Annotated in this window: 13 protein-coding genes and 1 riboswitch; of the genes, 9 read left to right on the top strand and 4 right to left on the bottom strand. The window is 54.3% G+C overall.

The window, feature by feature from the left end:
- Position 1 precedes the first annotated feature (1 nt).
- Together ilvI and leuO are read right to left on the bottom strand one after the other, a co-directional pair.
- On the bottom strand, positions 2-1726 hold the full coding sequence (gene ilvI / locus ACLJRH_RS17790; RefSeq protein ID WP_000425624.1) for an acetolactate synthase 3 large subunit: 1725 nt from the start codon (positions 1724-1726) through the stop codon (positions 2-4).
- A gap of 321 nt (positions 1727-2047) precedes the next feature.
- Positions 2048-2992 carry a transcriptional regulator LeuO gene (gene leuO, locus ACLJRH_RS17785; protein ID WP_023137254.1) on the bottom strand — a complete coding sequence of 315 codons (945 nt, stop codon included), beginning with the start codon at positions 2990-2992 and terminating at the stop codon, positions 2048-2050.
- Positions 2993-3648: 656 nt separating this feature from the next.
- Between leuO and leuL the strand changes: the two genes are divergently transcribed.
- The 5 genes from leuL to leuD all read left to right on the top strand — a co-directional run bounded on the left by leuL (position 3649) and on the right by leuD (position 8505).
- Entirely contained in the window at positions 3649-3735 is an 87-nt protein-coding gene (gene leuL / locus ACLJRH_RS17780) for a leu operon leader peptide (RefSeq protein WP_001575587.1), read from the top strand.
- Positions 3736-3823: 88 nt separating this feature from the next.
- Positions 3824-5395 (top strand): 2-isopropylmalate synthase, encoded by a 1572-nt coding sequence (gene leuA / locus ACLJRH_RS17775; RefSeq protein WP_000082819.1) that lies wholly within the window; start codon positions 3824-3826, stop codon positions 5393-5395.
- Entirely contained in the window at positions 5395-6486 is a 1092-nt protein-coding gene (leuB, locus tag ACLJRH_RS17770) for a 3-isopropylmalate dehydrogenase (protein ID WP_000042325.1), read from the top strand. The genes leuA and leuB overlap by 1 nt, the downstream gene beginning before the upstream one ends.
- Positions 6487-6488: 2 nt before the next feature.
- A complete protein-coding gene (gene leuC / locus ACLJRH_RS17765) occupies positions 6489-7889 on the top strand; it encodes a 3-isopropylmalate dehydratase large subunit (RefSeq protein ID WP_001140632.1) in 1401 nt (466 codons plus the stop codon).
- 10 nt (positions 7890-7899) lie between these two features.
- On the top strand, positions 7900-8505 hold the full coding sequence (gene leuD / locus ACLJRH_RS17760; RefSeq protein WP_000818267.1) for a 3-isopropylmalate dehydratase small subunit: 606 nt from the start codon (positions 7900-7902) through the stop codon (positions 8503-8505).
- 285 nt (positions 8506-8790) lie between these two features.
- On the opposite strand, the gene sgrT is transcribed toward leuD, so the two are convergent.
- Positions 8791-8913, bottom strand: a complete 123-nt coding sequence (gene sgrT, locus ACLJRH_RS17755; RefSeq protein WP_000553886.1) for a glucose uptake inhibitor SgrT — start codon at positions 8911-8913, stop codon at positions 8791-8793.
- Positions 8914-9005: 92 nt separating this feature from the next.
- Here sgrT and sgrR point away from each other — a divergent pair, with 92 nt between their 5' ends.
- The 4 genes from sgrR to thiQ all read left to right on the top strand — a co-directional run bounded on the left by sgrR (position 9006) and on the right by thiQ (position 14103).
- Positions 9006-10664 (top strand): HTH-type transcriptional regulator SgrR, encoded by a 1659-nt coding sequence (gene sgrR, locus ACLJRH_RS17750; protein ID WP_023137255.1) that lies wholly within the window; start codon positions 9006-9008, stop codon positions 10662-10664.
- Positions 10665-10711: 47 nt separating this feature from the next.
- A riboswitch (TPP riboswitch) is annotated at positions 10712-10811 on the top strand.
- A gap of 31 nt (positions 10812-10842) precedes the next feature.
- On the top strand, positions 10843-11826 hold the full coding sequence (gene thiB, locus ACLJRH_RS17745) for a thiamine ABC transporter substrate binding subunit (RefSeq protein ID WP_001642471.1): 984 nt from the start codon (positions 10843-10845) through the stop codon (positions 11824-11826).
- Complete coding sequence (gene thiP, locus ACLJRH_RS17740) at positions 11802-13412, top strand: thiamine/thiamine pyrophosphate ABC transporter permease ThiP (RefSeq protein ID WP_000235635.1); 1611 nt, start codon at positions 11802-11804, stop codon at positions 13410-13412. Before thiB ends, thiP begins: the two co-directional genes overlap by 25 nt.
- The gene (thiQ, locus tag ACLJRH_RS17735; RefSeq protein WP_000915976.1) at positions 13396-14103 is read left to right on the top strand and encodes a thiamine ABC transporter ATP-binding protein ThiQ; all 708 of its coding nucleotides are present in this window, start codon (positions 13396-13398) and stop codon (positions 14101-14103) included. Before thiP ends, thiQ begins: the two co-directional genes overlap by 17 nt.
- A gap of 38 nt (positions 14104-14141) precedes the next feature.
- Here thiQ and ACLJRH_RS17730 read toward each other — a convergent pair whose 3' ends face one another.
- Complete coding sequence (locus ACLJRH_RS17730; protein ID WP_001148371.1) at positions 14142-14909, bottom strand: DedA family protein; 768 nt, start codon at positions 14907-14909, stop codon at positions 14142-14144.
- Positions 14910-14926: the final 17 nt, after the last annotated feature.

The raw sequence follows: 14926 nt of genomic DNA, 5'->3' as shown, positions 1-14926 counted from the left end.
ATCAGGTCCTCTCCGTTTTGCTTAACCACATTTCGTCCATCCCGCCCCCGCGAATCTGCATTGGATAGACATGCTCGCTGCCATCAACGGTGACATCGACGAACACCAGTCGGTTATTACGCACATGCTCAAGGGCTTCGCTGAGTTTACTTTCCAGCTCATCCGGACGGTTAATCTGCAGCCCGACATGGCCATATGCTTCCGCCAGGCGCACAAAATCCGGTAACGACTGCATATAAGACTGAGAATGGCGACCAGAATAGATCATATCCTGCCACTGTTTCACCATCCCCAGATAACGGTTGTTCAGGTTCAGAACCAGTACCGGCAGTTCATACTGTAAGGCTGTCGACAGCTCCTGAATGTTCATCTGTATGCTGCCATCGCCGGTCACGCAGACCACCATTTCTTTCGGCAGGGCCATTTTAACGCCCAGCGCAGCCGGTAGGCCAAAACCCATCGTGCCGAGCCCGCCGGAATTAATCCAGCGACGTGGTTTATCGAACGGGTAATAGAGAGCGGCAAACATCTGGTGTTGTCCTACATCGGACGTCACGTACGCGTCGCCCTTCGTCAGACGCCAGAGGGTTTCAATCACCGCCTGGGGTTTAATACTTTCGCTTTCCGCGTCATATTTCAGGCACTGACGGGCGCGCCAGCTCTCTATCTGCTGCCACCAGTCGCGAATATCATCCTGCGGCTGAGACGGCGCATCCTGCGCCAGTAGCTCCAGCATTTGTTCCAGTACCAGGCGGGCATCGCCCACCACCGGGATATCAGCGTTAACCGTTTTGGATATGGACGTCGGGTCAATGTCGATGTGTAATACCGTCGCGTTCGGACAATATTTAGCGAGATTATTCGTCGTGCGGTCGTCAAATCGTACGCCAACAGCGAAAATCACGTCGGCGTTATGCATGGTCATATTGGCTTCATAAGTGCCATGCATTCCCAGCATTCCTAACGACTGGCGATGAGTAGCAGGAAACGCGCCCAGTCCCATTAATGAAGAGACCACCGGCAGGTTAAAGGTTTCAATGATGTGGCGCAGCGGCGTATAGCAGGCCGCGCTTATCGCCCCTCCCCCAACATAGACCACCGGCTTTTTTGCCGACGCCAGCGTTTGCAAGGCACGCTTAATTTGTCCTTTATGACCTGATGTTGTGGGATTGTAAGAGCGCATACTGACCGTTTCCGGCCAGGCATACGGCATTTTTTTCGCCGGATTCAAAATATCTTTTGGCAAATCCACGACCACCGGCCCAGGACGTCCGCTTGCCGCCAGCCAGAAGGCCTTTTTAAGCACCTGGGGAATATCTTCCGTCTGTTTGACCAGGAAGCTATGTTTGACCACCGGTCGGGAAATCCCCACCATGTCGCACTCCTGAAAGGCATCATAGCCAATCAATGAGGTGGCGACCTGGCCGGAAAGAATCACCAGCGGAATAGAATCCATATAGGCCGTAGCAATCCCGGTAATCGCATTGGTCGCTCCCGGTCCGGAAGTCACCAGCACCACGCCAACCTCGCCAGTAGCTCGCGCCAGGCCATCCGCCATATGCACCGCGGCCTGCTCATGACGCACCAGCACATGATCGATCCCTCCAACGGTATGTAGCGCATCATAAATATCAAGCACTGCGCCTCCAGGATAGCCGAACACCTGCTTTACGCCTTGATCGATAAGCGATCGGACGACCATCTCGGCTCCAGACAACATCTCCACGGCTTGCCTCCACTTTATACCTGTCATCACGGTTTGACGGACACCTTAACCGCTCGCTATCACGCCTGGCAATTGGGTGGAATGACCTAAAGATGGGGAAGGTTAGAATAATCAGGAGGCAAGAAGAGAAGAAATGGAGAAATACTCCGTCTGAATCACACCAGGTAATAAATAATCGCTTATAAATGCAGACTTACAGCAATTCATCTATTTTTCACAGCGACGAAAAGAATCGCTCACCGTTAATTCAGCATAAAATTTTTGATATACGCTAAAAAGCAGAATAAACCAGAATTTGTTTCTGATTTATTCTGCCCGGTTTTATCGCTTACAAACAGAAACTAATAAATCTTCCATCCATTGGTGCCCTTTATCACGCCCAGCCGCTTCATGCCAGGAAAGGTAGCATGTCCGGCTATTCAGTTTTAAAGGCAACGGCAATATTTGCAGCTCCAGCGACTCCGCAAACTCTTCCACCAGCCAGCGCGGGGCAATAGCGACCAAATGCGTCTGCGAGACCACATTCAGAACGCTGATAAGCGCCATGCCCTGATAAGCCACGCTCGACTGTTTATCCGGCGTGTCATACCACGGCTGACTAAATGACGCATAACGATCGAGAGAAACAACCGCATGTTGTTCATTATAAACATCGCCTTCCAGTAGCGGGCCGCTAATACGCGGGTGTTTACGGCTGGCGACTAAAACCATTTCATCTTTAAATAGCGGTACGCTGGTAAACTCAGGGCGACGGAATTCTTCATAACTAATAACGAACTCGGTTTCCTGATAGCGTAACTGATGCTCAGTATTCTGATTCAACGACGCTTTAAAAACGACATGAATATTTGGCGCAATTTTTTCTACACGATTATAAATCTGTGACGTCAGGATATTATCCAGCGGACTGCACACGCAAAGATTGAATACACGTTCGCTGCTGGTCGGCTCAAACCCCGATCCCGGCAATTCATTTTGCACCAATTGCAACGCCTGACGGACTGAACCAAATAACTGAAATGCACGGGCAGTCGGCTGAATTCCTCGTCCATATCGAACAAAAAGTTCGTCATTAAACATAACCTTCAGACGCGCTACGGCGTTACTAACCGCAGGCTGCGACATTCCCAGCGTGTGGGCGGCGCGCGTAATATTCTGCTCTTGCATTACCGCATCGAACACGGTCAATAGGTTCAAATCAACCATGCGAAGCTGTGGTTTGCCCATATCTAAAAGATGCGGCTTTTCGGTTTTGACCTCTGGCATATTTAACTCCACTGTCACGCTTAACTCCCTTTTTCTGGCTGAAGGCAGAAATAATTCCTGAAAATATGATTTACCATGCATATAAAATAAGAAAAAGGGAAAGCGTTAAAATTCGGAAAACATAAAGACGCTGACAGAGACAAATAGAATGCCAGCGCAAGCGTAATGTGTCCTGAGTCACACCATTGCGATTCATAATGTTTAAATTACGCAAGCAATATAACCATAACTATGGCGAATACACAATCATACACCAAGTGAATGATCATTTAAGTTTCAATTAAATGTTTATATTATTAATAGCTAAAAAGTTAACATTAATTTATCAATAACTTTATCCTTATCCATTAAGTAAACAAGGTTATTTGTTAAAATATAAAACAAATCAAAAAGATAAACCAAACCTTTAGCATACCTTTAACAGGCCATTCCCCTAACCAATTTGCAAACAAAAATGCCTAAATATTTCAAACAATGAAAAGTATGAATGTCCACTCGTTCTTTTATCCTTTATTGGACGCGCAGCCCAGCACAATTAGCTAAAGTACGTATCCGGATATCGTCAACAAAATGCAATGGCGACAGAAAATAGAGTTGACATTAAACGGCATATCCAGTACCACTAAAAGCATAACGCATTCGCTGGAGCTGAATTAATGTCACATATCGTTCGTTTCACTGGGCTACTACTACTCAACGCATTTATTGTGCGCGGTAGACCGGTGGGCGGCATTCAACATTAAGTCAGCTCGAAGTCAAACAAAAACCCGCGCCGTTGCGCGGGTTTTTTTATGCCTGACGCAAGGCGCCCCTGGAGACAAGGACCACATCATGAGCCAGCAAGTCATTATTTTTGATACGACCTTACGCGACGGCGAACAAGCGTTACAGGCCAGCCTGAGCGCGAAAGAGAAGCTGCAGATTGCCCTGGCCCTTGAGCGCATGGGTGTTGATGTCATGGAAGTGGGCTTCCCGGTCTCTTCTCCGGGTGATTTTGAATCCGTCCAAACCATCGCCCGCACCATTAAAAACAGCCGCGTTTGCGCCCTGGCGCGTTGTGTAGAAAAAGACATCGACGTCGCGGCACAGGCGCTGAAGGTCGCCGACGCGTTTCGCATCCATACTTTTATCGCCACCTCGCCAATGCACATCGCCACCAAGCTGCGCAGCACGCTGGATGAGGTCATCGAACGCGCGGTATACATGGTTAAGCGGGCGCGTAATTACACTGATGACGTGGAGTTCTCCTGCGAAGATGCTGGCCGGACGCCTGTTGACGATCTGGCGCGCGTGGTGGAAGCCGCTATAAACGCCGGCGCGAGAACCATTAATATTCCCGATACCGTGGGCTATACCATGCCGTTTGAGTTCGCGGGAATCATTTCCGGCCTGTATGAACGTGTCCCCAATATCGACAAAGCTATCATCTCCGTTCATACCCACGACGATTTAGGGATAGCAGTAGGCAACTCGCTGGCGGCAGTACATGCGGGCGCGCGTCAGGTTGAAGGCGCGATGAACGGTATCGGAGAACGTGCCGGTAACTGCGCACTGGAAGAAGTGATCATGGCGATTAAAGTGCGCAAAGACATCATGAACGTACACACCAACATCAATCACCACGAAATCTGGCGCACCAGCCAGACCGTCAGCCAGATCTGTAACATGCCGATCCCGGCCAACAAAGCAATTGTCGGCAGCGGCGCTTTCGCCCACTCTTCCGGCATCCACCAGGATGGCGTCCTCAAGAACCGCGAAAACTATGAAATCATGACGCCAGAGTCCATCGGTCTGAACCAGATACAGCTGAACCTGACCTCCCGCTCTGGCCGTGCCGCCGTGAAACATCGCATGGAAGAGATGGGTTACAAGGACACAGACTACAACATGGACCACCTGTACGACGCGTTCCTGAAGCTGGCGGACAAAAAAGGCCAGGTGTTCGACTATGACCTGGAAGCGCTGGCGTTTATTAATAAACAGCAAGAAGAACCAGAGCATTTCCGTCTGGATTACTTCAGCGTGCAGTCCGGCTCCAGCGATATCGCCACTGCTTCCGTGAAGCTGGCCTGTGGTGAAGAGATCAAGGCCGAGGCGGCGAACGGCAACGGCCCGGTCGACGCCATCTATCAGGCGATTAACCGCATCACTGGCTACGACGTTGAGTTGGTTAAATACGACCTGAACGCCAAAGGCCAGGGCAAAGACGCGCTGGGTCAGGTCGATATCGTCGTGAACCATCATGGTCGCCGCTTCCACGGCGTCGGGCTGGCGACGGATATCGTCGAATCCTCCGCCAAAGCGATGGTGCACGTACTGAACAATATCTGGCGCGCAGCCGAAGTTGAAAAAGAATTGCAACGCAAAGCTCAAAATAAAGAGAACAACAAGGAAACCGTGTAATGTCGAAGAACTATCATATTGCCGTACTGCCGGGCGACGGTATCGGCCCGGAAGTCATGGCGCAAGCCCTGAAAGTTATGGATGCGGTACGCAGCCGTTTTGATATGCGTATCACCACCAGCCACTATGACGTCGGCGGTATTGCTATCGACAATCATGGTCATCCACTGCCGAAAGCCACCGTTGAAGGGTGCGAGCAGGCGGATGCCATTCTGTTTGGCTCCGTCGGCGGCCCGAAATGGGAAAATTTGCCCCCGGAAAGCCAGCCGGAGCGCGGCGCCCTGCTGCCGCTGCGCAAACATTTCAAATTATTCAGTAATCTGCGTCCGGCGAAACTGTATCAGGGACTGGAAGCATTTTGCCCGTTGCGCGCCGATATCGCCGCTAACGGTTTCGATATCCTGTGCGTGCGCGAGCTGACCGGCGGGATCTATTTCGGACAGCCAAAAGGCCGTGAAGGCAGCGGTCAGTACGAAAAAGCCTTTGATACCGAAGTTTATCACCGCTTTGAGATCGAGCGCATTGCCCGTATCGCCTTTGAATCGGCGCGTAAACGCCGCCGTAAAGTCACCTCTATTGATAAAGCCAACGTACTGCAAAGCTCTATCCTGTGGCGTGAGATCGTCAATGATGTCGCGAAAACGTATCCCGATGTGGAACTCGCGCACATGTATATCGATAACGCCACCATGCAGTTGATTAAAGACCCGTCGCAGTTTGACGTACTGCTGTGTTCTAACCTGTTCGGCGACATTCTGTCCGACGAATGCGCCATGATCACCGGCTCAATGGGGATGTTGCCCTCCGCCAGCCTGAACGAGCAAGGGTTTGGCCTGTATGAACCGGCTGGCGGCTCCGCGCCGGATATCGCCGGGAAAAATATCGCCAATCCAATTGCGCAGATCCTGTCGCTGGCGCTGCTGCTGCGCTACAGCCTGGATGCCAACGATGCGGCAACGGCCATTGAACAGGCGATCAATCGCGCATTAGAAGAGGGCGTTCGCACCGGCGATTTAGCCAGGGGCGCTGCCGCAGTCAGTACCGATGAGATGGGCGATATTATCGCCCGCTATGTCGCAGAAGGGGTGTAATCATGGCCAAAACGTTATACGAAAAATTATTTGATGCCCACGTGGTCTTTGAGGCGCCAAACGAAACGCCGCTGCTGTACATCGACCGCCACCTGGTGCATGAAGTCACCTCTCCGCAGGCGTTTGACGGTCTGCGCGCGCACCATCGTCCGGTACGTCAGCCAGGGAAAACCTTCGCCACGATGGATCACAACGTCTCGACGCAGACTAAAGACATTAATGCCTCCGGTGAAATGGCGCGTATCCAGATGCAGGAGCTGATTAAGAACTGTAACGAGTTCGGCGTCGAGCTGTATGACCTGAATCACCCATATCAGGGCATCGTCCATGTGATGGGGCCGGAACAGGGCGTCACCCTGCCGGGCATGACCATCGTCTGCGGCGACTCCCACACCGCCACCCACGGCGCGTTTGGCGCGCTGGCCTTCGGCATCGGCACTTCTGAGGTAGAACATGTACTGGCGACGCAAACTCTGAAACAGGGGCGCGCTAAAACCATGAAGATTGAAGTCACGGGCAACGCCGCACCGGGCATTACCGCCAAAGACATCGTGCTGGCGATCATCGGTAAAACCGGCAGCGCCGGCGGCACCGGGCACGTGGTTGAATTTTGCGGCGACGCTATCCGCGCACTGAGTATGGAAGGCCGCATGACGCTGTGCAATATGGCGATTGAGATGGGCGCCAAAGCCGGTCTGGTCGCCCCGGATGAAACCACTTTTAACTACGTAAAAGGGCGTTTGCACGCGCCGAAGGGCCGCGATTTTGACGAAGCCGTCGAGTACTGGAAAACGCTGAAAACCGATGACGGCGCGACCTTTGATACTGTCGTCACCCTGCGAGCAGAAGAGATCGCGCCGCAGGTGACCTGGGGCACGAATCCGGGCCAGGTGATTTCCGTCACCGACATCATCCCCGATCCCGCCTCTTTTAGCGATCCGGTTGAGCGCGCCAGCGCCGAAAAAGCGCTGGCTTATATGGGCTTACAGCCGGGCGTACCGTTAACGGACGTTGCTATTGATAAAGTCTTTATCGGCTCTTGTACCAATTCGCGTATTGAAGATTTGCGCGCGGCGGCGGAAGTCGCCAAAGGGCGCAAAGTCGCGCCTGGCGTGCAGGCGCTGGTAGTGCCGGGTTCAGGTCCGGTGAAAGCGCAGGCGGAAGCGGAAGGTCTGGACAAGATCTTTATCGAAGCAGGATTTGAATGGCGCTTACCGGGCTGTTCCATGTGCCTGGCCATGAATAATGACCGCCTGAACCCGGGCGAGCGCTGCGCATCCACCAGCAACCGTAACTTTGAAGGCCGTCAGGGCCGCGGGGGTCGCACGCATTTAGTCAGCCCGGCGATGGCCGCCGCTGCCGCCGTTACCGGCCACTTCGCCGACATTCGCAGCATCAAATAAGGAAACTACCATGGCAGAGAAATTTACCCAGCATACCGGCCTGGTTGTCCCACTGGATGCCGCCAACGTCGATACCGATGCAATTATCCCTAAACAGTTTTTGCAAAAGGTTACGCGCACCGGTTTTGGCGCCCATCTGTTTAACGACTGGCGTTTCCTGGACGAAAAGGGCCAACAGCCAAATCCGGAATTCGTGTTGAACTTTCCGGAATATCAAGGCGCGTCGATACTGCTGGCGCGGGAAAACTTTGGCTGCGGCTCGTCACGCGAGCACGCGCCGTGGGCGTTGACCGATTACGGCTTTAAAGTGGTGATCGCGCCAAGCTTCGCCGACATCTTCTACGGCAACAGTTTCAATAATCAACTGCTGCCGGTAACCCTGAGCGACGCACAGGTCGATGAGCTGTTTGCCCTGGTGAAAGCCAATCCGGGCATTAAATTTGAAGTGGATCTGGAAGCACAGGTGGTGAAAGCAGGCGATAAGACCTACAGCTTTAAAATCGACGACTTCCGCCGCCACTGCATGTTGAACGGTCTGGACAGCATTGGGCTGACGCTGCAGCACGAAGACGCGATTGCCGCCTACGAAAATAAACAACCGGCATTTATGCGGTAACCCTTCACGCCTTACCGGGCCTACAGGTTATGCAATATCACCCGGTTGCCATTATATTCTGTAGGCCTGATAAGCGTAGCGCCATCAAGCTCCGGGTTACTCATCAGTCGCTCATGCCGGGGATATTCCGGCATTTTTTATACGATTTTTACTCGCCCGGTCACCACCTGCGTGACCACAGAAACAGCCGAAATAAAAAAAGCCAGCAGGTATTATCTGCTGGCGGGTGATTTTAGGCTATCGCCTACACCAATACTCAGTCACACATGATGTCTGCAATTGGCTTCAATCGGTCGCCTCCCACTGCATCAGTTCCGCGAGCATTTTTAAGCGCTGCGGCGCGCTCAGGCAAGCCAGCCAGGACGTTTTTTCCGTCGCGGCAAAATATCTCAACCAGAACTGGTGCATAGTGACCTCTTCCTCTTGCTTCATCGAAAGATATTATTGGCCTAATATAGGGATAATAAAATTGCTGAGTTTTTCATCGGAGTTCCCCTTTTATGCCCTCAGGTCGCCTGCAACAACAATTTATCCGTCTCTGGCAATGTTGTGACGGTAAAACGCAAGACACCACGCTTAATGAGCTGGCGGATCTGCTGAACTGTTCGCGTCGCCATATGCGTACGCTGCTAAATACGATGCAGGCGCGCGGTTGGCTAACATGGGAAGCCGAAGTTGGACGCGGAAAGCGTTCGCGTCTGACGTTCCTGTATACCGGACTGGCGCTGCAACAGCAGCGGGCGGAAGACCTGCTGGAACAAGATCGAATCGATCAACTGGTACAACTGGTCGGCGATAAAAGCGCTGTCAGGCAAATGCTGATTTCCCATCTGGGACGCAGCTTCCGCCAGGGGCGGCATATTCTGCGGGTTCTTTACTATCGTCCGATGCACAATCTCCTGCCGGGAACCGCATTACGTCGCTCGGAAACTCATATTGCCCGGCAAATTTTCAGTTCGCTCACGCGGGTAAATGAGGAAAACGGGGAACTGGAAGCGGACATTGCGCACCACTGGCAGCAAATTTCCCCTTTACTGTGGCGCTTCTACCTGCGCCCCGGCATTCATTTTCATCATGGCCGCGAGCTGGAGATGGAAGATGTCATCGCCTCGCTGACGCGTATCAATACGCTTCCGCTTTACTCGCACATCACAAAAATAGATTCCCCTACCGCGTGGACGCTGGATATTCATCTTTCCCAGCCGGATCGCTGGTTGCCGTGGCTGCTGGGCCAGGTCCCGGCGATGATTTTGCCGCGGGAGTGGGAAACGCTGGCTAATTTCGCCAGCCACCCAATCGGCACCGGGCCTTATGCCGTGCGGCGTAATACGCCGAACCAGCTCAAGATACTCGCCTTTGATGACTACTTCGGCTATCGGGCGTTGATAGACGAAGTGAACGTCTGGGTACTGCCGGATATCAGTGAAGAACCGGCCTGCGGATTGATGCTGGAAGGGCCGATACAAGGCGGTGAAAAAGCGATAGAAAGCCGACTGGAAGAGGGGTGCTATTACCTGCTATTCGACGCCAGAACGCCGCGCGGCGCGCATCCGCAGGTCAGAGAATGGGTAAGCCACGTCCTCTCCCCCACCAATTTACTCTATCATGCCGATGAACCGCTACAGCAGCTCTGGTTCCCGGCCTATGGGCTTTTACCGCGCTGGCATCACGCCCGTCCAGGCCCGGGCGAAAAACCCGCCGGTCTGGAAACCCTCACGCTGACCTTCTATCGCGAACACATTGAGCACCGGGTTATCGCCCGTATCATGAGCGCGCTTCTGGCTGAACATCAGGTGCATTTGCATATTCAGGAGATCGACTACGATCAATGGCACGCCGGCGAGATCGAAAGCGATATCTGGCTCAATAGCGCTAACTTTACGCTGCCGCTGGATTTCTCGCTGTTCGCGCACCTGTGCGAAGTACCGCTCTTGCAGAACTGCATTCCGCGCGACTGGCAGGGCGACGCCGCGCAGTGGCGCGCTGGCGAGATGAACCTGGCGAACTGGTGCCAGCAGCTGCTGGCCAGCAAAGCGATTGTGCCGTTGATCCACCACTGGCTGATTATCCAGGGACAACGCAGTATGCGCGGGCTGCGCATGAATACCCTCGGCTGGTTTGATTTTAAATCGGCGTGGTTTGCGCCGCCGGACCCTTAAAAGCCAGCTCTTAATTGCTGCCCGGCAACAAAATCACTACACTAACGCCGAACTCAACGGGGTGCCGCGCTCATGCGCGCGCTGAGAAAATACCCGTCGAACCTGATCCGGATAATGCCGGCGAAGGGATTTGAGGCTACCTCTCAAGTCCTTTGCCACTCTTTAACTGAGGTGCAAAGTGTTAAAAAAATATCTTCCGCTTTTACTCCTGTGCGCGGCGCCTGCTTTCGCCAAACCCGTTCTCACCGTCTATACCTACGACTCGTTCGCCGCCGATTGGGGGCCAGGCCCGGCGGTGAAAAAAGCGTTTGAAGCCGATTGCAACTGCGAGCTGAAACTGGTGGCGCTGGAGGATGGCGTTTCACTGCTCAACCGCCTGCGGATGGAGGGGAAGAACAGCAAAGCCGATGTGGTGTTGGGGCTGGACAACAATCTGCTGGAAGCGGCCACGCAAACTAAACTCTTTGCCAAAAGCGGCGTGGCGAATGAGGCGGTCAAGGTGCCCGGCGGCTGGAAAAACGACACATTTGTGCCGTTCGATTACGGCTATTTCGCCTTTGTCTACGATAAAAGCAAGCTGAAAAATCCGCCGAAAAGCCTGAAAGAACTGGTCGAGAGTGATCAAAAATGGCGGGTGATTTATCAGGATCCGCGTACCAGTACGCCAGGGCTGGGGCTGTTACTGTGGATGCGCAAAGTCTATGGCGATAACGCGCCGCAGGCCTGGCAAAAACTGGCGGCCAAAACGGTGACGGTGACGAAAGGCTGGAGCGAGGCCTACGGTTTATTTCTGAAAGGTGAAAGCGATTTGGTGCTCAGTTACACCACCTCTCCAGCGTATCACATTATTGAAGAGAAGAAGGACAATTACGCCGCCGCGAACTTCAGCGAAGGCCATTACTTACAGGTAGAAGTCGCGGCGCGTACCGTCGCCAGTAAGCAGCCGGAACTGGCGGAGAAATTCCTCAAATTTATGGTTTCTCCGGCGTTTCAGAACGCCATACCCACCGGCAACTGGATGTACCCGGTAGCGGACGTCGCCTTACCCGCAGGGTTTGAATCATTGGCAAAACCCTCCACAACGCTGGAATTCACGCCGCAACAAGTGGCAGCACAACGCCAGGCATGGATTAGCGAATGGCAACGCGCCGTCAGCCGTTAATTCCCGGCTGGCTGATTCCGGGGCTGTGCGCCGCTGCGCTGATGATAACCGTCTCGCTGGCAGCCTTTCTGGCGCTTTGGCTGAACGCGCCGTCGGGCGCGTGGTCGACAATCTGGCGGGATAGCTACCTGTGGCATGTGGTGCGCTTCTCATTCTGGCAGGCGTTTCTGTCCGCAGTGCTGTCTGTGGTCCCGGCGGTTTTTCTCGCCCGCGCGCTTTATCGACGCCGTTTTCCTGGACGTCTGGCGCTGCTGCGTCTGTGCGCCATGACGCTGATTCTGCCGGTACTGGTTGCCGTGTTCGGTATTCTTAGCGTGTATGGCCGTCAGGGCTGGCTGGCCTCGCTGTGGCAGATGCTGGGGCTTCAGTGGACATTCTCCCCCTACGGCTTGCAGGGCATTTTACTGGCGCACGTCTTTTTTAATCTGCCAATGGCGAGCCGTTTGTTGCTGCAATCGTTGGAAAGCATTCCCGGCGAGCAGCGCCAGCTCGCCGCCCAGCTCGGTATGCGCGGCTGGCATTTTTTTCGTTTTGTCGAATGGCCGTGGCTGCGCCGCCAAATTCCGCCCGTCGCGGCGCTGATTTTTATGCTCTGCTTCGCCAGTTTCGCAACGGTCCTGTCGCTCGGCGGCGGCCCGCAGGCCACCACTATCGAACTGGCTATCTTTCAGGCGCTTAGTTATGACTACGATCCCGCCCGCGCGGCGATGCTGGCATTAATCCAGATGGTCTGCTGCCTGGCGCTGGTACTGCTAAGCCAACGGCTGAGCAAAGCGATTGCGCCGGGGATGACGCTGACGCAGGGTTGGCGCGATCCTGACGATCGTCTCCACAGCCGTCTGACGGACGCCTTATTAATCGTGCTGGCGCTGCTGCTGCTGCTTCCGCCGCTGGTCGCCGTGGTGGTCGATGGCGTCAACCGCAGCCTGCCGGAGGTGCTGGCGCAACCCATTCTGTGGCAGGCTGTCTGGACATCGCTACGCATTGCGCTGGCGGCGGGCGTTCTGTGTGTGGTGCTGACCATGATGCTGCTGTGGAGTAGCCGCGAGCTACGCCAACGCCAGCAACTATTCGCCGGACAAACGCTGGAACTCAGCGGGATGTTGATCCTCGCGATGCCGGGGATCGTGCTGGCGACAGGCTTCTTTTTACTGCTCAATAACAGCGTTGGCTTACCGGAATCCGCCGACGGCATCGTGATTTTCACCAATGCGCTGATGGCAATCCCCTACGCGCTAAAAGTCCTGGAAAACCCAATGCGCGATATTACCGCCCGTTATGGAATGCTGTGCCAGTCATTAGGAATTGAAGGCTGGTCGCGGTTAAAGGTCGTGGAACTGCGGGCGCTGAAACGTCCGCTGGCGCAGGCGCTGGCGTTTGCCTGCGTACTTTCTATCGGTGATTTTGGCGTCGTCGCGCTTTTCGGCAATGACAATTTCCGCACGCTGCCGTTTTATCTGTATCAGCAGATCGGCTCCTACCGCAGCCAGGACGGCGCGGTGACCGCGCTGATACTGCTGCTGCTCTGCTTTACGTTATTTACCCTCATAGAGAAACTACCGGGCCGACATGCTAAAACTGATTGATATCACCTGGCTTTACCATCATTTGCCGATGCGTTTTACGCTGGCGGTAGAACGCGGCGAGCAGGTGGCGATTCTTGGCCCCAGCGGCGCGGGGAAAAGCACGTTGTTGAATTTAATTGCCGGTTTTCTTGCACCTGCCAGCGGTACGTTACTGATTGCCGGTGAAGATCATACGCTTACGCCGCCCTCACGCCGTCCGGTCTCAATGCTGTTTCAGGAGAATAATTTATTCAGCCACCTGAATGTGCAGCAAAATATCGGTCTGGGGCTAAACCCCGGGTTAACGCTCAACGCCAGCCAGCGGGAAAAACGGGACGCTATCGCACGTCAGATGGGCATTGAGAGTCTGATGACGCGTTTACCGGGCGAACTGTCCGGCGGCCAGCGTCAGCGGGTAGCGCTGGCGCGCTGCCTGGTACGTGAACAGCCGGTACTGCTGCTGGATGAACCGTTCTCCGCGCTCGATCCCGCGCTGCGTCAGGAGATGCTGACGTTGGTCAGCGATATCTGCCGCGAGCGACAGCTCACGCTGTTGATGGTCTCGCACAGCGTGGAAGATGCGGCGCGGATTGCGCCCCGGTCAATCGTCGTCGCCGACGGGCGTATCGCGTGGCAAGGCAAAACAGACGAGCTACTAAGCGGTCAAGCCAGCGCCTCAGCGCTATTGGGCATCAAATCCCATATTTTGTAGGCCGGATAAGGCGAAGCTGCCATCCGGCAAAGGAATCGTTAGTAACCCACAACTTTGCGCAGAATATCGATATATACCGGCATCAGCGGGTGGCGAACCAGCACCACCAGCGCGACCACGCCGATCCCGAGCGTCAACGGCGCCAGATACAGCAAACGGCTGCGGGGGAGATACGCGGTTAAACGATCGACTGCCGCTTTGCCGCTGCGCCACAGCCGCCAGCATAGCCAGCCTCCGACCCACAGCAGCAACGCCGTCGCCAGCAGCAGCCATTTGAAATCTCCGCTCTGCATATCGGAAGGAATATCGATTGCCGCTCCCGCCAGAATACCCGGCAGGAAATAAAACGGCGGCCACAGCAAACAGCCAATCAAGTTCGGCCCAATAAATTTCGCCACGGGAAGATCCAGCATCCCTGCCACCATCGGCACCAGCGGCCTCGTCGGGCCGACAAAACGTCCGACCAGGATCGTGAACATACTGTGCTGATGCAGCGCGTGTTCGGTTTTATCCAGCAGCGACTTGTTCTTTTTCATAAAAGACCAGCGGTGTAGCGGCTTTTTAAAGCGCCACCCCAGCCAGAACGAAATCCAGTCGCCCATCAGACAGCCGATAATACCCACCAGCCAGGCATGCCAAAAATTGAGCTCGCCGCTGCCGATAAGCGCGCCCAGCCCCGCCATCAGTACCGTGCCGGGTAAAATCAACCCCACCAGCGCCAGCGATTCCAGGAAGGCGACCAGCAACACAGCGATAAGCGAATACAGAGTGGATTGGGTGATAAAGTGTTCCAGCAGTGCTTGCATAGTGTGTCCGTCAGCAT

The organism is Salmonella sp. SAL04162 (genome assembly GCF_046551535.1).
GTDB lineage: Bacteria > Pseudomonadota > Gammaproteobacteria > Enterobacterales > Enterobacteriaceae > Salmonella > Salmonella enterica.
The sequence above is the reverse complement of the archived record's forward strand: the minus strand, read 5'-3'. Positions and strand labels throughout refer to the sequence as shown.